Origin of the sequence: Marivita sp. S2033 (genome assembly GCF_046592965.1) — a bacterium.
GTDB lineage: Bacteria > Pseudomonadota > Alphaproteobacteria > Rhodobacterales > Rhodobacteraceae > Marivita.
This window is the reverse complement of sequence record NZ_JBISBV010000014.1, coordinates 1-21,145: the sequence shown is the minus strand read 5'-3', so window position 1 is coordinate 21,145 and position 21,145 is coordinate 1. Positions and strand designations below refer to the sequence as shown.

At 61.3% G+C, this 21,145-nt stretch carries 23 protein-coding genes; 15 read left to right on the top strand and 8 right to left on the bottom strand.

Annotation, left to right across the window (positions count from 1 at the left end; genetic code table 11):
* Positions 1 to 21: 21 nt before the first annotated feature.
* The 7 genes from ccmI to ACGKZZ_RS15740 form a co-directional block, all read right to left on the bottom strand.
* The gene (ccmI, locus tag ACGKZZ_RS15770) at positions 22 to 1,173 is read right to left on the bottom strand and encodes a c-type cytochrome biogenesis protein CcmI (protein ID WP_411224503.1); all 1,152 of its coding nucleotides are present in this window, start codon (positions 1,171 to 1,173) and stop codon (positions 22 to 24) included.
* Positions 1,170 to 1,643 carry a cytochrome c-type biogenesis protein CcmH gene (locus ACGKZZ_RS15765; RefSeq protein ID WP_411224502.1) on the bottom strand — a complete coding sequence of 158 codons (474 nt, stop codon included), beginning with the start codon at positions 1,641 to 1,643 and terminating at the stop codon, positions 1,170 to 1,172. Before ACGKZZ_RS15765 ends, ccmI begins: the two co-directional genes overlap by 4 nt.
* A complete protein-coding gene (locus ACGKZZ_RS15760; RefSeq protein WP_411224501.1) occupies positions 1,640 to 2,206 on the bottom strand; it encodes a DsbE family thiol:disulfide interchange protein in 567 nt (188 codons plus the stop codon). Before ACGKZZ_RS15760 ends, ACGKZZ_RS15765 begins: the two co-directional genes overlap by 4 nt.
* Before the next feature lie 8 nt (positions 2,207 to 2,214).
* A complete protein-coding gene (locus ACGKZZ_RS15755; RefSeq protein WP_411224500.1) occupies positions 2,215 to 4,215 on the bottom strand; it encodes a heme lyase CcmF/NrfE family subunit in 2,001 nt (666 codons plus the stop codon).
* 65 nt (positions 4,216 to 4,280) lie between these two features.
* Complete coding sequence (locus ACGKZZ_RS15750; RefSeq protein WP_239367986.1) at positions 4,281 to 4,586, bottom strand: SHOCT domain-containing protein; 306 nt, start codon at positions 4,584 to 4,586, stop codon at positions 4,281 to 4,283.
* Positions 4,522 to 5,988 (bottom strand): ATP-binding protein, encoded by a 1,467-nt coding sequence (locus ACGKZZ_RS15745; RefSeq protein ID WP_411224499.1) that lies wholly within the window; start codon positions 5,986 to 5,988, stop codon positions 4,522 to 4,524. The genes ACGKZZ_RS15750 and ACGKZZ_RS15745 overlap by 65 nt, the downstream gene beginning before the upstream one ends.
* Positions 5,988 to 6,710, bottom strand: coding sequence for a response regulator (locus ACGKZZ_RS15740; protein ID WP_007803380.1), 723 nt, complete (start codon positions 6,708 to 6,710; stop codon positions 5,988 to 5,990). The genes ACGKZZ_RS15745 and ACGKZZ_RS15740 overlap by 1 nt, the downstream gene beginning before the upstream one ends.
* Positions 6,711 to 6,898: 188 nt before the next feature.
* Between ACGKZZ_RS15740 and ACGKZZ_RS15735 the strand changes: the two genes are divergently transcribed.
* The 6 genes from ACGKZZ_RS15735 (at position 6,899) to ACGKZZ_RS15710 (ending at position 10,645) form a co-directional block, all read left to right on the top strand.
* Positions 6,899 to 7,372, top strand: coding sequence for a rhodanese-like domain-containing protein (locus ACGKZZ_RS15735; protein WP_411224498.1), 474 nt, complete (start codon positions 6,899 to 6,901; stop codon positions 7,370 to 7,372).
* Positions 7,373 to 7,412: 40 nt separating this feature from the next.
* A complete protein-coding gene (locus ACGKZZ_RS15730; RefSeq protein WP_007803359.1) occupies positions 7,413 to 7,898 on the top strand; it encodes an ion channel in 486 nt (161 codons plus the stop codon).
* A gap of 161 nt (positions 7,899 to 8,059) precedes the next feature.
* Complete coding sequence (locus ACGKZZ_RS15725) at positions 8,060 to 8,509, top strand: DUF6010 family protein (RefSeq protein ID WP_054540584.1); 450 nt, start codon at positions 8,060 to 8,062, stop codon at positions 8,507 to 8,509.
* 3 nt (positions 8,510 to 8,512) lie between these two features.
* Positions 8,513 to 9,175, top strand: coding sequence for a TVP38/TMEM64 family protein (locus ACGKZZ_RS15720; protein WP_008327266.1), 663 nt, complete (start codon positions 8,513 to 8,515; stop codon positions 9,173 to 9,175).
* Between the two features lies 1 nt (position 9,176).
* Entirely contained in the window at positions 9,177 to 10,184 is a 1,008-nt protein-coding gene (locus ACGKZZ_RS15715; protein WP_411224497.1) for a cation diffusion facilitator family transporter, read from the top strand.
* Positions 10,185 to 10,195: 11 nt separating this feature from the next.
* The gene (locus ACGKZZ_RS15710; protein WP_411224496.1) at positions 10,196 to 10,645 is read left to right on the top strand and encodes a DUF411 domain-containing protein; all 450 of its coding nucleotides are present in this window, start codon (positions 10,196 to 10,198) and stop codon (positions 10,643 to 10,645) included.
* A 5-nt stretch (positions 10,646 to 10,650) separates the two neighbouring features.
* Here the strand turns inward: ACGKZZ_RS15710 and ACGKZZ_RS15705 are convergent, their stop codons facing one another.
* Complete coding sequence (locus tag ACGKZZ_RS15705) at positions 10,651 to 11,265, bottom strand: Crp/Fnr family transcriptional regulator (RefSeq protein WP_411224495.1); 615 nt, start codon at positions 11,263 to 11,265, stop codon at positions 10,651 to 10,653.
* Positions 11,266 to 11,292: 27 nt separating this feature from the next.
* Here ACGKZZ_RS15705 and ACGKZZ_RS15700 point away from each other — a divergent pair, with 27 nt between their 5' ends.
* The 9 genes from ACGKZZ_RS15700 to ACGKZZ_RS15660 all read left to right on the top strand — a co-directional run bounded on the left by ACGKZZ_RS15700 (position 11,293) and on the right by ACGKZZ_RS15660 (position 21,057).
* Positions 11,293 to 11,817 (top strand): hypothetical protein, encoded by a 525-nt coding sequence (locus ACGKZZ_RS15700; RefSeq protein ID WP_411224494.1) that lies wholly within the window; start codon positions 11,293 to 11,295, stop codon positions 11,815 to 11,817.
* A gap of 106 nt (positions 11,818 to 11,923) precedes the next feature.
* Positions 11,924 to 12,481, top strand: a complete 558-nt coding sequence (petA, locus tag ACGKZZ_RS15695) for a ubiquinol-cytochrome c reductase iron-sulfur subunit (RefSeq protein ID WP_411224493.1) — start codon at positions 11,924 to 11,926, stop codon at positions 12,479 to 12,481.
* Between the two features lie 532 nt (positions 12,482 to 13,013).
* A complete protein-coding gene (locus ACGKZZ_RS15690) occupies positions 13,014 to 13,433 on the top strand; it encodes a hypothetical protein (protein WP_411224492.1) in 420 nt (139 codons plus the stop codon).
* A gap of 101 nt (positions 13,434 to 13,534) precedes the next feature.
* Entirely contained in the window at positions 13,535 to 15,391 is a 1,857-nt protein-coding gene (locus ACGKZZ_RS15685) for a ParB/RepB/Spo0J family partition protein (protein ID WP_411224491.1), read from the top strand.
* 825 nt (positions 15,392 to 16,216) lie between these two features.
* Positions 16,217 to 16,555 carry a DUF736 domain-containing protein gene (locus tag ACGKZZ_RS15680; protein WP_411224490.1) on the top strand — a complete coding sequence of 113 codons (339 nt, stop codon included), beginning with the start codon at positions 16,217 to 16,219 and terminating at the stop codon, positions 16,553 to 16,555.
* Positions 16,556 to 17,070: 515 nt separating this feature from the next.
* On the top strand, positions 17,071 to 18,288 hold the full coding sequence (gene repA, locus ACGKZZ_RS15675; protein WP_411224489.1) for a plasmid partitioning protein RepA: 1,218 nt from the start codon (positions 17,071 to 17,073) through the stop codon (positions 18,286 to 18,288).
* Between the two features lie 73 nt (positions 18,289 to 18,361).
* A complete protein-coding gene (repB, locus tag ACGKZZ_RS15670; protein ID WP_411224488.1) occupies positions 18,362 to 19,357 on the top strand; it encodes a plasmid partitioning protein RepB in 996 nt (331 codons plus the stop codon).
* Between the two features lie 164 nt (positions 19,358 to 19,521).
* Positions 19,522 to 20,820, top strand: coding sequence for a plasmid replication protein RepC (repC, locus tag ACGKZZ_RS15665; protein ID WP_411224487.1), 1,299 nt, complete (start codon positions 19,522 to 19,524; stop codon positions 20,818 to 20,820).
* A gap of 51 nt (positions 20,821 to 20,871) precedes the next feature.
* Positions 20,872 to 21,057: an AAA family ATPase gene (locus tag ACGKZZ_RS15660; protein WP_411224486.1), complete on the top strand. Its 186-nt coding sequence runs from the start codon at positions 20,872 to 20,874 to the stop codon at positions 21,055 to 21,057.
* Positions 21,058 to 21,145 lie beyond the last annotated feature (88 nt).

The following is a 21,145-nucleotide window of genomic DNA, read 5'->3' as shown; positions in this document are numbered from 1 at the left end:
GGGCGAGACACCGAGCAGTAGTCAGCCGCCGAGCCGCTCAAGCGCGGCACGGACCGCCGCACGCCGAGGATCACTGGCGGGCTGCTGCTCCAACAGCGCTTCAGCCTTGCGGTAGGCCTCAACGGCGCGATCGGACTCCTGAAGGACGGTATAGGCATTTGCCAGCCGCATCCAACCATCCAGATCGTCCGGATCATCCTCAAGACGCTCGGCCAACCGCAAGACCATCGACCGGATGAACTCCGCGCGGTCCGCGTCATTCATCTCCGACGCCGCCGCAACATCTGCCGCACTCGGGCCGGGTTGTGATGTCGGCCCGCTGGGTAGATCGACGACCGGGAGGTCGGCTGCCGTTGCAATCCGGTTGATCTGCAAAACGTATGTTTCCATCCAGGGCACGAACGTCTTTTCCTGGTTCAGCCGGGAAACGAGCAGATCGTAGGCCTTACGCGTCTCTTCTTTCTGGAGATAATACAGAGACTCGAAGTAGGTTGCCGCAGGATTGGATGGGTCAAGTTCCAAAGCGCGATCAATGGCCAATTTCGCCCGTGGAATAACAACGCCGTCATTGGCAACCGCGACGGCCTCCGCCAGCATGGAGAATGTCGCGGAGGTGGCATCCTCCCGTTTGGCGACAACTTCGAATGCTTTGACGGCATCAACTGTTCTGCCCATGCGCTGATAGGTCTGGCCCAACAGCATCCACCCTTCGCTGGGGCCGCCGGTCGGATCGGATACAAGCCTTTCGCGAAGTTGTATCGCCAGCGCCGTCACTTCATCAGTCTGTGCGCGCTCCTCTGCACGGGCAGCGAAGGCCATTGAAGGCACCTCCGGCGATCCCATCGTCAGATAGTAGCCCGCGGCAATAACCGGCGCGAGAACCGCCGCGACAACGAGAGTGACTCTGCCACCACTACGGGACGATCCGGCTTTTTCTTCCGAATTGCGGGTCGTCGCGAGGATCCGTTTCTTGATTTCGAGTCTGGCTGCTTGAGCTTCATGTTCAGAAATCAAACCGCGGTCCATGTCTCGTTGGATTTCCCGCATCTGATCGGCGAGGATTGCCGGTACAGCATCTCCTCTGGTGAGAGTGTTCGATTTGGACAGCAGCAGCGGGTAGAGGACTATTCCGATCGCGAGCAGCGTCAGAAGACCAAAAATACCCCAGATCATGGCGCATCCCCCGCTTCGTTTTGCCTGAGAATTTCGGACACGGTGTTCTCATCCTCTGAGCCCAAGTCTTCAAATGGCTCTTGCTTTCGCCGACTCATCAGTACCCCACCACCGACGAAAACCCCGACCAGAACGAAAGCGATTGGCGCAAACCAAAGCGCGTAGGTCGCAGGCTCCAGAGGCGGTTTGAGCAGCACGTAATCCCCGTACCGCGCCCGTATGTATTCGATCACCTCGGTGTCACTGTCTCCGGCGACCAAGCGCTCGCGTACGAGCAGACGCAAGTCCCGCGCCACACCCGCGTTCGAGCTGTCGATGTCCTGATTTTGACAGACGACACATCGCAGATCCTTGGAAATCTCCCGCGCACGCTGTTCCAATACCGGGGCGGTCAGCATTTCGTCCGGTTCCACCGCATTGGCGGCAATGGGAAGGAGCCCGATGCAAAACGCGAAAATCAACTGTCTCATGATGCTGCTCCATTTGGCAGTGCGCCTGCCTGCTTCAGGGCTTGCGTGAACCGTTCGACGGCGTCCGGACCCACGACCGGCCCGACATAGCGAAACAAAACGGTGCCATCGCTATCGACGATGAAGGTTTCCGGCACGCCCGACAGGCCCCATTCGATCCCGGTCCGGCCCGACAGGTCGGACCCGATCCGCTCGTAGGGATTGCCGAGGTCATTGAGCCACTTCACGGCATCCTCAGGTTTGTCTTTGTAGTTTATTCCGAACAACCGCATGCCTTCTCGTTCGACAAATCTTGTCAACACGGCATGTTCCGCGCGGCAGGGCACGCACCAGGACGCAAAGACATTGACCACGACCGGTCGTTCGTTGCCGACAAGATCGCTTCGGGCCAGGCCGGGTGTCTCCAACCCCGGCACGGGATCGAGGTCGAACGCCGGGGCCGGTTGCGAGATCAGGACGGAAGGGATCTCGTTGGGATCCCGGTCGGGATTGAGCCCCCAGAGAAAAAACCCACCGAATATGACCGCCGCAATAAACGGCAGCCCGGCAATGAGACGTTTCATCTTCTCTCCTACTCGGCAGGAACGGCATCGGTGGCTGGCTGTTTGGCACGGCGCGGCGCCCCGACCCTCAAACGGCGATCCGACAAGGACAAACAGCCACCGATCACCAGCAGGATCGAGCCGATCCAGATCAGGTTGACGAGCGGTTCATAGAGGATCCGAAGGGTCCATGCTCCGGCGTTGTTCACTTGATCGGAGGCTGGCGTTGCAATCGACGTATAGAGATCACCCGCCAATGTGGAGCGGATGGCCGACTCCGTCGTCTGGCTTTCCGCGACCGGGTAATACCGCCGTTCCGGGAAAAGTGTCGTGACCAATTCGCCATCCCGACGCACCACAAGGGTGCCGCGATCCGCGATGTAGTTCGGCCCTTGAACCTTTGCGGCCCCTTCGAAGGTGATGTCGAACCCGGCGATCGTGACTTCGGTCCCGGGGGCGGCAAAGACGATCTCCTCACTCTTCCATCCGGTCGAGCCGATCATCCCCATCATCAACACAGCGACGCCGGCATGGGCAAGCGTCATACCGTGAGAGGCGCGTGGCAGGTTGCGCACGCGTCTCGCGCTCTCTGCAAGGGAAACCTCGAACAGACGGATGCGTAGCGCCCATTCCCGCAGGGTCGCAAAAAGCAGCCACGCTGCGCCGAAAATGGCAAGATAGGCCATGATCGGCCCGCCATACAGAAGATACCACGCGGCCAAGGCGGCGACGACCGCCAGCACGGCCACGAACCGAATGCGATCGAGCAAACCGGCGAAATCAGCCCGCTTCCATGAAAGGAATGGACCAAGACCCATGAACACGACCAGCGCCAGCATCATCGGAATGAAGGCCGCGTTGAAGAAAGGTGGACCCACCGAGATCTTGTCCCCCGTGACAGCCTCGAGGATCAGCGGATAAAGCGTCCCGAACAGGACCGTTCCCGTAGCGGCGGCCAGAATGAGGTTGTTCACGAGCAGCCCGGCTTCGCGGCTGATCGGGCGAAACAGACCGCCCGGCTCCATTTCGGGTGCCCGCCAGGCGTAGAGCGCCAGCGACCCACCGATGGACACGGCCAGCAGACCCAGAATGTAAAGCCCGCGCTCCGGATCGACGGCGAACGCGTGTACCGATGTAAGCAGGCCTGACCGGACAATGAACGTCCCGAGAAGTGAAAGCGAGAAAGTCAGGATGGCAAGCAGGATAGTCCAGCTTTTGAACGCATCGCGCTTTTCCGTGACGATGGCCGAATGCAACAGCGCTGTGCCCAGAAGCCAAGGCATGAAGCTTACATTCTCGACCGGATCCCAGAACCACCAGCCGCCCCAGCCCAGTTCATAATAGGCCCACCAAGACCCGAGGGCGATACCCGCCGTCAGGCTGATCCAGGCGGCCAATGTCCATGGCCGGACCCATCTGGCCCAGGCCGGATCGACGCGACCCTCTATAAGAGCCGCAACGGCGAAGGAAAACACGATGGAGAAGCCGACATACCCGAAATACAAGAGCGGCGGGTGCATGGCGAGACCCATGTCCTGAAGCAACGGGTTCAGGTCATTGCCGTCGAGCGGCGGCGGAAACACCCGCTCGAAGGGGTTCGACGTCAGCAGCAGGAAGGACAGGAAGCCGACACTGATCCACGCCTGCACCGACAGGGTGCGCGCCTTGGTCTCGGCGGGGATGTTCGATCCGAACCAGGCGACGCCCGCGCCGAACACCGCGAGTATCAGGATCCAGAGCAGCAGCGAACCCTCATGGCTGCCCCAGGTCCCGGCCACCTTGTAGAGCATCGGCTTGAGCGAATGGGAATTCTCGACGACGTTCCTGACGGTGAAGTCGCTGACGATGAAGGCCTGCATCAGCGCTGCGAAGGCTATGGCCACAAACAGCACTTGTCCTATTGCCGTCGCCTGGGCGGATTTCATCCAGACGGCGTTTCCACGCGACGCACCTGCAATCGGCAGAACGCTTTGAACAAGCGCAAGCGCAAGCGCGAGGGCCAGTGCGAAGTGACCAATTTCCGGGACCATGGCGTTCTTTCCTATCCAGTGTCGGTGGGCGTCGCGTCGGACGGCTTTGGCGTCCGCGGCGGGGTCTATTCGTCGAGCGTTGCTTTGCGGCGACGGAACTCTTCTTCGTCGATTTCCCCATTCGCAAAGCGGCGCCGGAGCGCTTCCTGCGCGTCCGAGTCCGGGGGACGGGTGCCATTGTCCCGCAGCCTGAGCACCAGAAACACGATCAATGCGATCACGGCGCCCCAGAAGGCGAGCATCATGAAGCCGCCCATAAAGCCATAGCCTCCGCCCCACATGTGACCTGTCCAGGAGCCTGGACCATCAGCTCGCGCCATGCTGGCGGGCAAGCTGGCCAGCAACGTTGGAATGAGCGTTTTCAGTTTCATCTGTTTCTCCTTCGATTAGTTCGCTTTCATCCAGTGGGATGGTGACAACAGCGCGCAAACCCGCGCTGTTATGGTTGACCAGCTGGATATCGCCGCCATGGGATTGGACGATTGTCCTCGCGATCGAGAGCCCGAGCCCATAGCCGCCCGTTTCCAGAGACCTCGATTGCTCGAGGCGATAGAAGGGATCGAAGACCTTTTCCAACTGGTCGACGGGAATGCCGGGGCCATTGTCATCGATGTTGAGTACGAGGTTCGAACCGTGGGTCGCCCAGCTGACTTTTGCGGCACCACCGTAGCGAACGGCGTTCTCAAGCAAGTTCCTCAGTGCCCTTCGGAACGCGTTGGGTCGAAGCCGCACGGCAACATCATCACTCGGGGCAAAGGTGCAGTGTGCCGCCATATCGCTGCACAAGCTGTCCAGAAAATTGCGCAGATCGACCACTTCGGCACCTTCGGATCCGGTAAGGCCCCGTGCAAAGGTGAGCGTCGCTTCGACCATGCTCTGCATCTCTTCGACCGATGCGATGAGGCTGTCCCGCGTCTCTTCTTCGTCAACCAGCTCCGCGCGGACACGCATAGCAGTCAACGGCGAGCGCAAATCGTGACCAAGCGCTGCGAGCATCCGTGTCCGATCGCTGACAAACCGGGTCAGCCGTCGTTGCATGCGGTTGAAGGCGAGGGTCAGATCCTTGACCTCGGTCGGCCCCGCGACGGTCAATTCACCCACATCCTCGCCCCGGCCAAGATGGTCCGCGGCCTTGGAGAGGTGCCGCAAAGGACGCGTCAGGCGCGTCATGACAAACCAGAAGATCGCCACCAGAAGCAGTCCGGCGGAAATTCCAAAGGTCAGCATCGAATAGAAAGGCCATTGGATTGGCGGACGCTCGAACCGCGTTCCGACATTCAGCCAACGCGCTCCCTTGATGGCGATCGACAGGTTCATCTCAACCGCCGTCAACTCTCCGCGCATCATCGCGAGATGCATTTCCGTCATCTCGTCCGAGAGATTGGGAAGGGGCCGCAACGCGCCCTCGACCTCGTGCAGTTCAACGCGAATATCCCGGCTGTAGCTATCGCCCAGAAGCGCGCGTATGCGTCCTTCCACGATGCCGCCATCCGAATGACCGGTGTGTTCCACGCTCGGAACGTCCGACAGATCAAACCGGATCAATGGCGAATTCGCCGCGCGGAGGATCGAGTCCTGCAACTCCGGCGGGGCCTCCTCGATCAACCGCGCGACATTTGCTGCGCGACCGGCGGCCTCGAACCCCAATGCGGCACGAATCGCAAGGGTGCGCTCGTCAGCGAACAGGAACAGGCTGATCGCCTGGGCCACGACAAGTGCCGCGACCACAAGCAGGATCAACTGGCCGCTCAGAGACCTCATCGCACGGCGCATCACGGCGCATCCTCGACATCGGCAGCCAGACAGTATCCGCCGTTCCGCACCGTTTTGATGACACTGGGCCTAAGTACATCCGGCTCGATTTTGCGGCGGAGACGGCTGATCTGATTGTCGATGGTTCGATCCATCGGGCCTGCCGTCCGCCCAGCGGTCAGGTCAAGCAACTGGTCACGGCTGAGCACCATCCTCGCGCGTTCCAGCAGGACCGCCAGCAATTTGAACTCGGAGGTCGTCAATGGGGTCTCGGTGGTGGACTCGTCAATCAGCACCTGCCGGTCGGTATCCAGTATCCAGTGCGCAAAAGAGACTTTCCTCCCAGCGAGGCTTCCGGCCACAGGTTCGTCGCGGTTGCTTCTCCGAAGAACCGACTTGATGCGGGCGAGCAGTTCTCGTGGATTGAACGGCTTGGCGAGATAATCGTCCGCACCGATTTCCAGACCCACGATCCGATCCGTTTCCTCACCAAGCGCCGTCAGCATGATGATCGGAAGATCACCCTCTGGCGCAAGTCTGCGGCAAACCGACAAACCGTCCTCGCCCGGCATCATGACATCGAGCACGAGGAGGTCGAAGTGACCGGTGGCCAGCTTGGCATCCATCTCCACGGCATCCCTAGCGACGGTCGTGCGCATTCCGTTCTTCTCCAGGAAGCGCGCGACGCTTTCGCGTATCTGAGCGTGGTCGTCCACGATAAGGATATGAGGTGGCGGTCCCATGGCGTCCTTCCTAGATCATCGTTGCATTCTGTTTCATGGGCAGAATTGTAGCCGTTTGTATCAGGTCAGTCCCTTGCTACAGATGGATCCAAATCTGTGCCTGCACCGTGTCGTGCTCCCGGGTAGCGTCGCGCGTATGTTATGTGACCTTTGGGGTCGCAACCGATCAAAGGATGAGGTTTTCGAATATGGCTCTTGATTTGAACCGGCGCCGTTTCGTTCTGGGTGCTCATATGACGGTGCTGACCGTCGCGGCGTCACCGCTGTTGGCGCAGAGCCGATCTGTCTGGTCGGCAGAGAATGCCTTTGACGCGCTTCTATCGGATACGGCGCGGATCATCGATGTCAGAACGCACAAAGAGTGGCAAGAAACCGGCGTAGGTGCTGGTGTATGGCCGATAAGCACGCACGCGTCCGGTTTTCCGGACCGATTGTTCAGGGCCAAGGAACTGAGCGGTGATCGCACTGTTGGACTGATCTGCGCCACTGGCGGACGCTCCGCATCGCTGCTTCGAGCGTTGAGACAAGCTGGTTATTCGGGCTACGCCGATATCTCGGAAGGGATGTTGGGATCAGGCGAAGGGCCTGGCTGGATCGCATCGAACTTGCCGACCGTTCCGGTGGATGTCGCCCTGAACGGGTTGCCCCCCGCGTTGGCCTGACCAGTGAAGAATCAATTGGTCCCGTTGTGCTAAAAGCCTGATGTATGGTCAAATTGACCTGTTTGAACAGGAAGACGGGTTTGGGTGTATGACCGAGTTGATGGCTATGTTTGTCGGAATATGCGCGGCGATCGTGATGGGAATTGTCCATCATTATGCGTTGTCGGGCATTCTGAAGTTTTCCCCGCAGCGGTCGGATGGCTCCGGCTTTCGGATCATCCTGACGTTTTCCGCGTTGCTGTTGCTGCACGTATTGGAACTTGTGACGCTCGCCGTGTTCAACACGATGGTGGTGGCAAGCGTTCTGCCGCAATCGTTCAGCAACAGCCCGCCGATGTTTCAGGATGTTCTCTATGTTACGGGCATCTCGTTCTCGACCCTTGGCTATTCGTCCATAGAGGTGGTCGGGCCCTTTCGACTATTGCTGATGCTGCAATCGCTTTTGGGCTTCATGTTGCTGACCTGGTCAGCGACGTTTCTTTACTCAGCCTGCCAGCAAGTCTGGCAGAAGGCGAAAGATGACTGAAAATCGCCACGCGCGTCGGACATGAGCCGGGCGTCAGCGTCAAATACGTCCTGATATCGGTCCTTTGACCTCACCGTGGAAAGGTTGAGTGAGCGCCGCGATGCGCGCGTGGATGAATAGTCCTTGACCTTCCAGTTGCTGGAATCCCTAGGTACCAAGCCATGGCACAGATTTTCGAAAAGACAGGCGATCACGTATCGCACCATCGACACGGGGATATCTTGAAATCTCCCGTATGGGTTGGCGTGTTGCTTGTCGTTCTCACATTGCCGGCTCACCTTTTTTTGGATGAGCAAAGCTCGATAGCTCTTGCTTCGATCACGCTTGCTTTGATTGGCGGTGCCTATATCGGCTTTGGCGCTGCGGACGGCAGAGCGCGCGTGTTCTGGGCAGAGCTCGCGGTCGCCCTTTTGTTCGGCTTAGCAGCGTTCCTGGGGCTGATATGGCATTGGGCCTTCCTCCCCTTGGGCTTGGCCCTTCACGCCCTTTGGGACATGTCACACCACAATTCTTATCGTCTCGCCCGGATTCCGAACTGGTATATTCCATTCTGCGTGGCCTTTGACCTTTTGGCAGCGACGTTCTTCGTTCTGCTCTATGCCGTGTTTTGATCCATGATGATGCGCATCCTTCTTATGGCGGTGTTCCTGATGGGAGTCGTCGCATTGGCCTTCCCGGACGTCCTTGGCGTTGACATTCGCCTGCCGGATCGCGCGGAAATTGACCGCTGGATCGAGGCGGCAGGTCTTGCCGGACCAATTGTCATCGTGGCGCTCATGACAATCGCTATTGTCGCAAGCCCCCTGCCCTCGGCGCCAATCGCACTCGCCGCCGGAGCGGCTTATGGACACACGTACGGGACGCTCTTCGTCGTTCTAGGTGCGGAACTCGGTGCGCTTGCCGCCTTTGGTCTGGCCCGCGGCTTGGGTCGTCCCTTCGTTGAGCGTCATCTCGGTCAGAAGATTAACGCAGGCCTGTTCGGGTCCCAGAACACTCTGACCTTCCTGGTCTTCGGCAGTCGCCTGCTGCCGTTTCTGTCCTTCGATATGATCAGTTACGCCGCAGGTCTGAGCAAGCTGCATCTTTGGAGGTTCGCGCTGGCCACGATGGCCGGGATTATTCCAGCGAGTTTCTTGCTCGCTCACATGGGCAGCCAGGCGATGAACGGCGATGCCCGCACTGCCACATGGACCGCACTTGCGCTGGGTGGCTTTACCGGCCTGTCGGTTCTCTTCGCCGCGACGCGAAAGACCGGTACGAAACGGAAGGAGAGCTGATATGGCCAGTCATTCCCACGCCGGGCATATGCCGAGTTCCGGCAAGGCCCTTATGATTTCTGCCTGGCTCACCGGCGTCTATTTTGTGATTGAACTCGCCATCGGGCTCTGGACCGGCTCGATCGCCGTGCTGTCGGATGCGTTTCACACCCTGTCGGCGGTTGGTGGCGTTCTGGTGGCCATCATCGCGCAGCGCATTGCGCGCCGCCCGGCGGATTCGGCGCGGAGTTTCGGCTGGTACCGCGCCGAGATCATCGGGGCACTGGTGAATGGCGGCTTTCTTCTCGGTATGGCGCTTCTGGTGATCTGGATGGGCGCGATGCGGCTCGGGAATCCGATTCACCTGGCCACGGGTCCCATGCTCTGGGTCGCCTTCGGAGGCCTGGTCACCGAAGTGATCTCGCTGGGGCTGATGTGGCAATCGAGCAAGGACGATCTGAATGCCCGTGGTGCGCTCTGGCACATCATCCAGACCTTTGTCGGCAGCCTCCTGATCATCGTCACCGCTCTAGTGATCGAGTTCACCGGCTTTCTGGCGATTGACCCGATCCTCGGCATGGCGTTCGGGGTGGTTCTCCTCTGGGCCTCCGTCGGCGTCATCAAGGAAGCGGTCCACATCCTCATGGAAGGCACGCCAGAGGGAACGGATCTCGAGGCTGTGACGGCGGACCTGCGCGGCCAGGACGGGGTTCTGGACGTTCACCATGTGCATGCCTGGACGCTGACCAGCGGCAAACACGCATTTTCTGCCCATATCCGCCATGGTGAGCCCGCAGAGGCCGCGGACCTGCTGAACCGGGCCTATCATCGACTGACGGAACAATATGGGTTTCACATGGTCACGCTGCAGCTCGAAACCGCGTGTCTCGACGAGCGCCACGCACGGGATCTCGATGTGACGCTCCCGGACAGCCAACGCGTGTCGCCCGCCGCCGCCGACGCCCATGCCGCCCATGCAGACCTGCTCGACAGCGCGGCGCAGGACGCTAGACTCCCTGACAACTCCTAGAGGACCTCCGAATGAAACGACGCACATTTTTGATGACAGGCGCAGCAGCCACCCTGGCATTTCCCGTTGCCGCTGACACGGCACCCCTTCTGAAGGTGCTCAAAACGCCAACCTGTGGATGCTGCTCCGCCTGGGTCGATCATGTCCAGCAAGCGGGGTTCGCGGTCGAGGCCCAAGACGTCGATCAGGATCAACTTTGGGCGTTCAAAGACAGGCTGCAAATCGCACCAGAGCTTGCTGGATGCCATACGGCGGTGATAGGCGACTATTTCATCGAGGGCCACGTGCCTGCCGCTGACATCACGCGGCTGCTGGCAGAGCAACCGGTGGCGCGCGGGTTGACGGTTCCCGGCATGCCGATGAGTTCGCCCGGCATGGGCGGTCCGGAGGCCGGTGACACTTTTGATACCCTGCTTGTCGGCTCCGACGGGGTGACCTCGGTCTTCGCGAGTCACAGCTGATCGGGTCATGGGGGCAGGTGATAGATCCCGCGGGTCGGGTTTTTGACCCGCCCGTCTTGCACAAGCTTTCGCAGCGCCCTGTAGGTCGCCTCATGGCTCAGCTGTAACCGGGCGGCGAACTCGACGACGGACCCGTCGAGCAGGCCCGCGACCAACCCCGCCATGACCCGGTCCTCTGCGCGCCGAATACCGACGATCTCCAGCATCTGTCGTTGCGCCTGTATCTGTTGAGCTGCACGGCGGCCATAGGTGCGCGCAAACTCCGGCTCCGCAAAGGCGGCCAAGACAGCGGCCTTGTCGATCCGGACCAACGCCCCGGCCTCTAAGAAGACCGCATCGCAATGATAGACCTCTGAAAACACCGAAGCTTCGGCAAAACTTGTTCCGGCTTGGGCACGGTGAATGATGAACCGCTCGCCATTTGGGCCGACCCGCTCGAGATGCACGCGCCCGGTTTGCACGACATAGAGACCGTGGGTGGGGTCACCTTGGTGAAACACCACATCGCCAATCGCGCCGGAAAAAGGGCGCAGGGCTGAGCTCGGGATAAGATCATAGGGGTTTGGCAACATATGATTGAAATCATATTGCGATGCATCCGCCCCTGCTAGCGTAAACATGACATCACCTCATTGAAGGACCCGTCCATGCGTCTTATTCCCCTCCTCCTTGCTATAGTGATGGCCGCACCCGTGGCCGCGCAGCATGCCCATTCCGCGAACGGCCACACGATGGGGGGTCCCCAGGAAACCGGGCAGTCAACCTTTGCCGCCCTGGCGGAAATCGTTGCGATCCTGCAAGCCGATCCCGAGACGGACTGGGAGCGGGTCGATATCGACGGATTGCGCCGCCATCTGGTCGATATGGACCTTCTGACCCAGGAGGCCGTGGTCACCCGCACCCTGCGGCCGGAAGGGGCCCGGTTCGAGATTCGGGGCACCACCCGTGTTCTCGAGGCCATCCGCGCCATGGTGCCCGCCCATGCGCCCTTTCTCGCGGCTGAATCCGGCTGGGACGTTGTGACAGAGGATCTCGAAGATGGGGTGGCGCTCAGTGTCGATGGCGATGCCGCGCAGATTCAGGGACTTGGCTTTTTTGGCCTGATGACCATCGGGGCGCATCACCAGGAGCATCACCTCATGATGGCAAAAGGCGCAGCCCCACACCATTAATGCGCCGACACGGCTTGTTTGTTGATCCGTAGAGAGGTGCACTGACAAAACGTTACATCTCGCGTGTTGACCTTCCAGCGCTGGAGACGCGCACACATGCCCGGTGATGGAAGCGTCAGAGGATACCGCGCGCAGGGATTTCCTGTATTATGCAACGGCCGGGGCGGGGGTCGTGGCCGCAGGGGCTGCGCTCTGGCCACTGGTGAACCAGATGAACCCCTCCGCCGATGTCCGCGCCTTGGCACAGATCACTGTTGATATTTCCGATCTCGCGCCCGGAACGCAATTGACCGTCAACTGGCGCGGAAAACCTGTCTTTATCCGTCATCGCACAGAGGCGGAGATCGCTCAGGCTCGGGCAGAGGCGGTCTCTGACCTGCCCGACAGCCAGGCGCGCAACCCCAATCTGCCCGACGATGCACTGGCAAGCGATGAGAATCGCGCCATTGCGGGTCATGAGGCTTATCTGGTGATGATCGGTGTCTGTACCCATCTGGGCTGTGTCCCTCTGGGGGATGGGGCGGGGGATTTCGGGGGTTGGTTCTGCCCCTGTCATGGCTCGCATTACGATGCGGCCGGGCGCATTCGCAAAGGTCCGGCACCTGAAAACCTGCATATTCCGGACTTGTCGCTCTCGGAGGAGATGGTGCTGACTTTGGGCTGACGCAGAGCGTCTCCTGGTCGATCCCATCGGGCCCGCCGCCGGGATCGGCGGCCAGGCTCTAGGGCGGAAACGCCCCGGAGCCAATCCTGTCTCCGCCCAGACGGGTGACGATCCTTCGGGCACCAGAACACGGAGATCGCGGGCAGACCCGCGATCACGGGATCAACGGACAGGCGCGCCGCCGCGTTGCTCTGGCCCGCCTGGCGGGTTTTCCATGTTTTAGACCGCCTGACATCCGGATGTCGGCGGAAACAGGGGCTCTGGTGCCGCTGGCGCGTCAGCCTCCACCGGAGAAATCCGGTGCCTCCCAGAGGCTTTGCCCCCGGGTCCCTCCCGATTTCTTCGCTCCGGCCCCCTGTGTCCCGCCGCCAACCGGCCGCAGGTCGGGCGCTGCCCTTCCCTGCTCTGCCCTTCGGAAGACGCGGGGGTCTTCCGAACGTCAGAGACAGCGATGGCCCCCGCCCAAGGCGGCAAAAGGGCCAGAGATGAAAAAACCCATGCCGCGTTCACCACGAAGGAAAGGAGCGAGACCATGGGCCTCGACCAATATGCCTATCGCAAAACGCCCGAGACCGGAGAGGAAGGCGACAGCCCCGCCTTCTGGCGCAAGCATGCCAAGCTGCAGACATTCATGGAACATCTCTACACCGCCCGCACCGGGTTGGACGCCTCCAACCTCAATTGCGGCGAGTTGCGCCTTGAAGCGGCGGATATCGACCGGCTGGAAACCGCTACCAAGGCAGGCACCTTGCCCGTCTGCGCAGGCGGTGGCTCCGCCTGTTCGCGCCTGAATTGGTCCCCCAGACCAATTCCGGGACGGCTCTCACTCTATGGCCATCAGTTTCAGGACGAACAGGCCGAGGCTTACCGCACGCATGATCTCGCCTTCTGCGCTTGGGCGCGGGCCGAAATGCAGGCCGGATCGACAGTGATCTATTCCTGCTGGTGGTAGCGCCCGACCTCCCTGCCCTTCCGTCAACACCACGCCACCGTGCAGCGGTGCGCTACGCGCCGCTGGCCTCCTTCCCAATCCCATCACAGGAGACCCTTCCCATGACCAAGCAAGACCCCCTCCCCACTGAGACCAGCGTGATCGAACAGGTGCCGCTCGACAGCCTTACGCTTTCGGACCTCAATCCGCGCAAAACCGTTTCCGAGGCGCATATCGACACGCTTGCGGCCAGTATCGCCCGCTTCGGCCTGATCCAGAATCTCGCAGGTCTGCGCCAACCCGATGGGCGCGTCGAGATCGTCGCGGGCGGATGCCGCCTGCGGGCACTGCAACAGATCGCGGCCAAGGCCGAAACACCGAGCCCCGCCACGGTCCCCGTGCGCCTCACCGAGGACCCGGAGGAAGCCGCCGTCTGGGCTTCTGCCGAAAACGCGGCGCGCGAAGCCCTGACCCCGGCGGACGAAATCCGCGCCTTCGGCGCGATGGCGGCCAAAGGGGCCAGCGTGGCGGATATCGCGCTGGCCTTCGCCGTGAGCGAGGCCCGCGTCTACCAGCGATTGGCGCTGGCCGCCCTGCCCCAACCGGTGCTCGACGCCTTGGCGGCAGGCGAGATCACCCTAGGCGCGGCCAAGGCCTTCACCCTATCGCAGGACGCGGCCCTGACACAAAAGCTTCTGGACCAGATCAAGGACCAGCCGATCTCGGAGGCGCAGTTGAAATCTGCCCTCAACCCCGACGCCGTCAGCAGCAGCGACCGGCGCGCGCGCTTCGTCGGTCAGGAGGCCTATGAAGCGGCAGGGGGCAGCCTCACCCGCGATCTCTTCTCGGATGCGGTCTATTTCGCCGATCCGGGTCTGCTCGACGATCTCTTTGCCGACGCGCTCGAGGCCGAACGCACCGCATTGGTCGAGGAAGCAGGCTGGCTCTGGGCCGAGACCAAACCCGAGCCGTGGCTCAATTATTACGAGATCGACCAGGCCAAGCTGGCCCGGGTCTATCCTGTCGCGGGCGATCTGACCGAAGACGAGGCCGAAGACTACGATACACTGGCCGAGATGTGTGAGGCCGGGGTGCTCGACGCCACAGGGGAGGCCCGTCTCGCCGCGCTGCAAGCCATGCTCGACGGGGATTACACCGACGATCAGAAGGCCGTGGCCGGATGCTTTGTCGTTGTAAATCAATCGGGTAGACCCGAGGTCACTGCAGGTCTGGTGCGCGCCGAGGACAAAACCGCTGCGATCGAAGCCGGGGTTCTGACAGCCCCGGCGCGCCCGGCCCCCGCGCCGAAATCGCCCTATTCGCAGAAACTGACCGCCGATATGCAGGCGATCCGGTTGGCGGCGGTACAGGCCGCGCTCTTGGCCAAACCCGAATTGGTCCTCGACCTTCTGGGGTTCGGTGTGTCCGAGGCGTCGGGCAGCTTCGAGACCGTCTTCGGTCTGCGGCTGGAGCGTCCAAGCAATGTGCCGAGTGTGGAGGACGGGTTTGCCCGTGAGCCGCGTCTCGATCACGGGATCGATGCGACGGCCTATTGGTCGGAGGGCACGCGGGTCGAGGACCTCACGGAGACCTTCAACGCGTTTCGCGCGGAGGGAAAGAAGGCGCGGAACGCTCATATTACCGAGGCCATCGCCCGCAGCCTGCCTTATCAGGCGGGAGGGGACGCGTTCTTCGACCAGATCGCGGCGGAGGCCAGGGCGGATATCCGCAAGCACTGGACCCCCACGGCGGAGAATTTCTTCGCGCGGGTGTCGGCAGACCATCTGACGGAATTGCTCTGCGCCTTCCTCGACTGCGATGCCCGCGACGAACGGATCATGGCCTTCGGCAAACTCAAGAAGGCGGAGAAAGCCGAAAAGATGGAGAAGCTGATCACCGATCCGGTCACGCAAAAACTCATGGGGCTAACCTCCGAGCAGAAAGAAAACCTGGCGGTCTGGGTCCCGGACTGCCTCTGAGCCTTCCTTCGTGGGAAGACCACCTGGCCTCGCCGCGTGCGGGGTCTTTTTTTGTCAGGGTGCGGGCGCGGGACTGGTAGGGGCTCAAAATTGTCCGGCGGCGGGGCAGAGGACAGGCCCCCTGCCCCGCCGCCGGACCGGCGCTGCCCGCGCGGGGGTCGCCGCATCGGCGACGCTGCTGGATCAAACCTCAGCCCAACGCCCCGCGCGCTCAGACATCGACGCAGGGACACGGCCGCGCAGATTGTACGACATCGGGTGACACGCCTCATTGCCGAGTGCCTTGGTAGTCTTTTGACTGTGGGTGCTCACGGGTCTGAAGAGGCCCGGGTCGCGCTTGGCCGGATTTGCAGGCAGCCCGGATTCTCGGCTGACCTGTGCCCCGAGGCCTGCGCCGCCGGGTTGGTTTGTGTTCGGGGTCGGACTGCCGCGCTGCCGCATGATGACGTCTGACGTGCATTGCGGAGCCTCCGGGTTGAGACGGCGTAAATGGGACGTCCAACATGTCACTGGGGGCGGCGCGCTCCCGATCAGGTCAGCGAGCGGCATTTCAGACGCGGTCTGTTTGGCGCGCCGATTTTGGCGCAGGAGCGATCTGAGCGGGTCGGTCCGGTCTCCGGCAGGTGTTGCTGCCCAGGGCCGGTGGCAGGTCGTTCCGGGACCGCAAAGGTGGGGACCCGTCTTTTTCCCCTGCCCGTGCCGGGCATTCCGCGCGGCGCAAAAAGAGCGGCCCCCTGCCCTTCTCCGCTGCGCTGCGCCTGCGGTGCGGTCCCGCGCCGGCCTGCGGGGTCACCGGCATTGCAACACCAGACAAGGAGACACGCAATGACCACCAACTGCATCAAGTTCGACGCCGCCGATATCGGTACGGCCAAGGGGACCGGATCGATCTCCACACTGACCTTCGATCTCGACATCTCGGTCGAGCCCGTGACAAGCGACAACCCGATGGCGCCCACACATCGCGTTCTAGGGCGCTCGCCGCGGGGCCGTCTCGTCGAATGCGGCGGCATCTGGCGCAAACAGAACCGCGAGACCGGCGCGGATTACTTCACGCTGACCATCCGCGACTACGGGTTCAACGCCAATCTCGGCCAGGCCGCGCATCAGGACGATCCGACCCTGCAGGCCGTGATCCCCTGGGGACCGAAAGAGTCCGCCTGAGGCGGGGGTTGGCCGGAAACCCGGTCAACCTTTTCGCGCCGCGCCGGAGAATCGATTACCCGATTCTCCGGCTTTGGGCGTGTTTCGGGGCCGAGGACACTCCGAAAGCCGGCAAAGACATAGGTGTCGGCGGGGCTGAGCGCTGGCGTCGCTCTTGACCGTGGCGATGCGCCCTGGGGCCGACTTGCCCGCAGCGGCCAGATTGGGACCGTGCCAAGGCCGTGACACGGTTTGACAGCCGTGCAGATCGCATAAAAAGAAATGAAAATAGAGTGATAGCGGGGTATGCGTGTGATTTCCATTATGTTCAAGTTTCGTGCATCGCGTGCTTTCACACCAGATATTGGGGTGCCTTTTATGGAAGCCGCGCGGTCTTGTGGTCGTGCAGATTTCTGCCATGATCCGGCAACGCCTTGCCGCGTGCTGAAAAAATCGTTGTGGATAACCCGCTTCCGCTGTAGTCACAGTTTAACGAAAGAAATCGCGATAAAAGCGATATTAGGCGAGGCGGCAGGATGGACAAAGTACCATTCCAGCAGACTGCAGGCGATTTGGCCTTCGATGAAATCATTCTCCAGCAGGGAGAACTGATTTCGGATCGGCTCAATATCTTGCGTCAGGAACAATACCCCCCGGATGCCCAGAAGGGCCTGCGGCAGTTCTCGCTGGCCGAGGTGGCCTATTTCCTCGGGGTCACCCAATCCACGATCAAGAAGCTGCATCTCGAGGGCAAGGGCCCGGACCCCGAAACCTCCGCCTCCGGGCGGCGGTCCTATTCGGCGGCGCAGATGCTCGAACTGCGCGCCTATCTCGATGCCCACGGCCGTCCCGGCAAGCGCCGCTACCTGCCGCACCGCACCGAAGGCGAAGAGTTGCACGTCATCTCGGTGGTGAACTTCAAAGGCGGCAGCGGCAAGACGACGACGGCAGCCCATCTTGCGCAACACCTGGCCCTCAAGGGCCATCGCGTGCTCGCGATTGATCTCGATCCGCAAGCCTCGCTCACCGCGCTGCACGGGATTCAGCCCGAATTAGATTCTGTTTCTTCGCTCTACGAGACGCTGCGCTATGACGCCGAGCGCCAGCCGATCAGCGCGGTGATCCGGCCCACGAATTTTCCGAACCTCGATATCGTCCCGGCCAGCCTCGATCTGCAGGAATACGAGTATGACACGCCGGTCGCACTCACCAGCCGCGACCCGTCCGAAGGTCGGGCCTTCTTCACCCGCATCTCGACAGCGCTCGCTGAGGTTGAGGAACAGTACGATGTGGTGGTGATCGATTGCCCGCCGCAGCTTGGCTATTTGACCCTAACCGCCCTCACAGCGTCGAGTTCCGTGCTGATCACCGTGCATCCCCAGATGCTGGATGTGATGTCGATGAGCCAGTTCCTCCTGATGCTCGGTGGCATCCTGCGCACCATCCGGGAAGCCGGGGCCGAGATGCGGCTGAAATGGTTCCGCTACCTTGTGACCCGCTTTGAGCCCACCGACGGGCCGCAAAAGCAGATGGTCGGGTTCCTGCAGGCGATGTTTCCCAACCAGATGCTGGAAGCGCAGATGGTGAAGTCCACCGCGATCTCCGATGCAGGGATCACCAAGCAGACGCTTTACGAGGTCGAGCGGGCGCAATTCGTGCGCTCCACCTATGACCGGGCGATCACCTCGCTCAACGCGGTGAACGACGAAATCGCCGGTCTCGTGCATCAGGCCTGGGGGCGTGACCTCCCATGAGTTTGACAGCCGTGCAGATGCGTTTTGACAGCCGTGCAGACGGGGCGGTTCACACCTCGGAAAGGAGGGCGACATGGCCAGAAAAGACCTGCTGAAATCCGTGATCGGGCAACCGACCGACACGCCCGTCGATGGGGGCCGTTCGAGCTATGCCATGCGCGGGGCCTCGAAATCCATGAAGGTCTCGATCGACAGCTTGGCCGAAAACTCAAAACGCCTGCTCGAAGGTGAAACCATCATCGAGATCGATCCCGGTCTGATCGACGCCTCTTTCGTCAATGACCGCCTGAGCGGTGATGACGAGGCCTTCGAAGAGCTGAAAGCCTCGATTGCTTCCAGCGGACAGGACACGCCGGTCCTGTTGCGACCGCATCCCGAAGCCGCGGACCGGTACATGGTGGTCTTCGGGCACCGTCGGGTGCGCGCCGCGCGCGCCCTCGGGCGTCCCGTCCGGGCTGTGGTCAAGGAGATGGACGATGTCGCCCATGTGCTGGCGCAGGGCCAGGAAAACACCGCCCGGGCGGACCTGTCCTTCATCGAGAAGGCGCTCTTTGCCAAGAACCTTGCCGATCTCGGCCAGGCCAAGGAGGTGATCCAGCAGGCTTTGACCATCGACGGCACGCTCTTGTCGCGCATGCTCTCCGTCGCCAGCAGCGTGCCGACCCATGTCATTGCAGCGATCGGGCCGGCCAAACAGATCGGGCGGGATCGCTGGGAAGACTTCAAGAAGCTGATGGCGGTGAAGAGCAACCTCACAGTGGCCGATCGCATCCTGGACACAGAGGGCTTCGATCAGCTCGACAGCGACACCAAGTTCGAAATTCTGCACAGCAAGGTGATGGAGGCGGGCAGGGCACCCAAGCGTCGTGCGGCCAAGGCAGCCCCGGCCAAGCGCACCTGGACGGCCGGAGAAGGCCGGATCAAGGGTGTGATCGGACGGTCCGGCCGGGCCTATACCATCTCGCTGACGGCCAAGGATTCTGCAGGGTTTGGCGAGTTTCTCTCGGAGAACCTCGATCAGCTCTACGCGGAGTATCTCGCTCAATCCGAGGAGACATCGACATCATGACCTGAGGCAAAAGAAAAGCCCCCAAGCCGATCCGGCCCGAGAGCTTATCCGATTAGATTAGACACCTACTGGATACCGCTCCCGCGAATCACTGTCAACAAGAGACGTCGTTTTGGCGAACGGGATCCTTTTGCCTCCCTAAACCACGGAGGTGAAATACAGGCATGACACAGAGCGGTTGGCGCAAACCGACGCCGGGACTTCTACAGGCCGAACGGTTTGCGGAAGTCGGCGAACACTTATCTGTACCCAAATCCCAGGCCATCGTCGCGGTGAAGAAAGTCGCGGCAGCCATTGGCCTGAAATCCCAGGACCTGCTTCTTCTCGATACCTTCGGGGCGGTCACACAGCCCCAGGATTGGGAGCCGGGCAGGCGGCCCATCGTCTGGGCGTCGAACCATTTCCTGATGGAGCAGACCGGGTTCTCGCTCGCCACGCTCAGACGCCATGTAAGGCGGCTCTGTGAGGTTGGGGTGATTGCGATGAAGGACAGCCCCAATGGCAAGCGGTGGGGCCGCAGGGACGCGGATGGCGTGATTGTCGAGGCCTACGGCTTCGATCTCGCGCCGCTTGCGGCCCGTGCGGAGGAGTTCGAGGCGCTTTATGCGCATCTCAAGGCCGAGAGGGCTGCCTGTGCGCGCTTGCGCAACGCCATCACCGTGACACGTCGCATGATCCGCGCGAAGATCGAAAAGGCGCTGGAGGCCGGTCTTCGTGGGCCCTGGCGCAAGCTGCAGGACGCCTATTGCGGGCTTCTGGAGGGCCTTCCCGCGCGGTCCGAGGGGGCAGGGCGGCTCGAGCGCTTTCTGGCCCGCATCAAGGCACTCCTGGCGTCCGTGGAGACATCCTTCGAGGCGGCTTTCGATTGGCCAGACAGATCTGATGTGATGCAGACCTCTAACGGAGAAAACAACCAACACAATATTCCAAATATGACACCCTCGAGTCTCGAAAATGAGACCCACATACGAACTACAAATGAACCTGATCCTGTAAAAAGTAATCGCTTTGAAACAAAGCACGCAGCAGGCGCTGCGCCAGAAGAGCAGGGGAGGGCGCCGGTTGAAAGCCCGGAAGAGGTCGATCTCGATATCAGCTGGAGCACACATGGCCAAAAACGCGGGTCCGATGTCGATATCCCGATGTTGATGGCCTCCTGCCCGCATTTTGCCGAGATGGCGCGCAGCACCCAAGGTTACATGCGGGATTGGAACGATGTGCACCGGGCTGCGGCAGCCCTGAGACCGATCGTCGGGATCTCCGAGGACGCCTGGAACGTGGCCAACAAGGTGCTTGGGCCGGCTGTGGCCGCCGCGTCGATTGCCCTGATCCTCGACAAATCGACCGACGGCGAGGTCAAATCGCCCGGTGGATACCTCCGCGGGCTCGTTGAACGCGCGCAGATCGGTGAGCTGCACCTTGATCGCAGTTTCTATGGGCGTTTGAGCGGAGCAGGCGCGTAGGACATGACGTTAACCTTGCAAATCTTCCATTGGATGGCATAAATGCAAGGTATGATCACCCGAACTCACCTTGAGCGGCTCACTCAAGCCCTGGATGCGCAAGCCGGGGTGGTCCTCCTTGGGCCGCGCCAGGTGGGCAAGACCACGCTGGCACAGGATATCGCAGAGGCGCGCGACGCCGTCTATCTCGACATGGAACGCACCGCGGACCGGCAGATTCTCGAGGAGCCGGTGTGAACCGGCATGCAAGATTGACCCCTGTATTGGGGTAATCGGCGTCCAAAAGTGACCCCCCTGATATTTCTGTTCAGAAGCTTCCTCGACG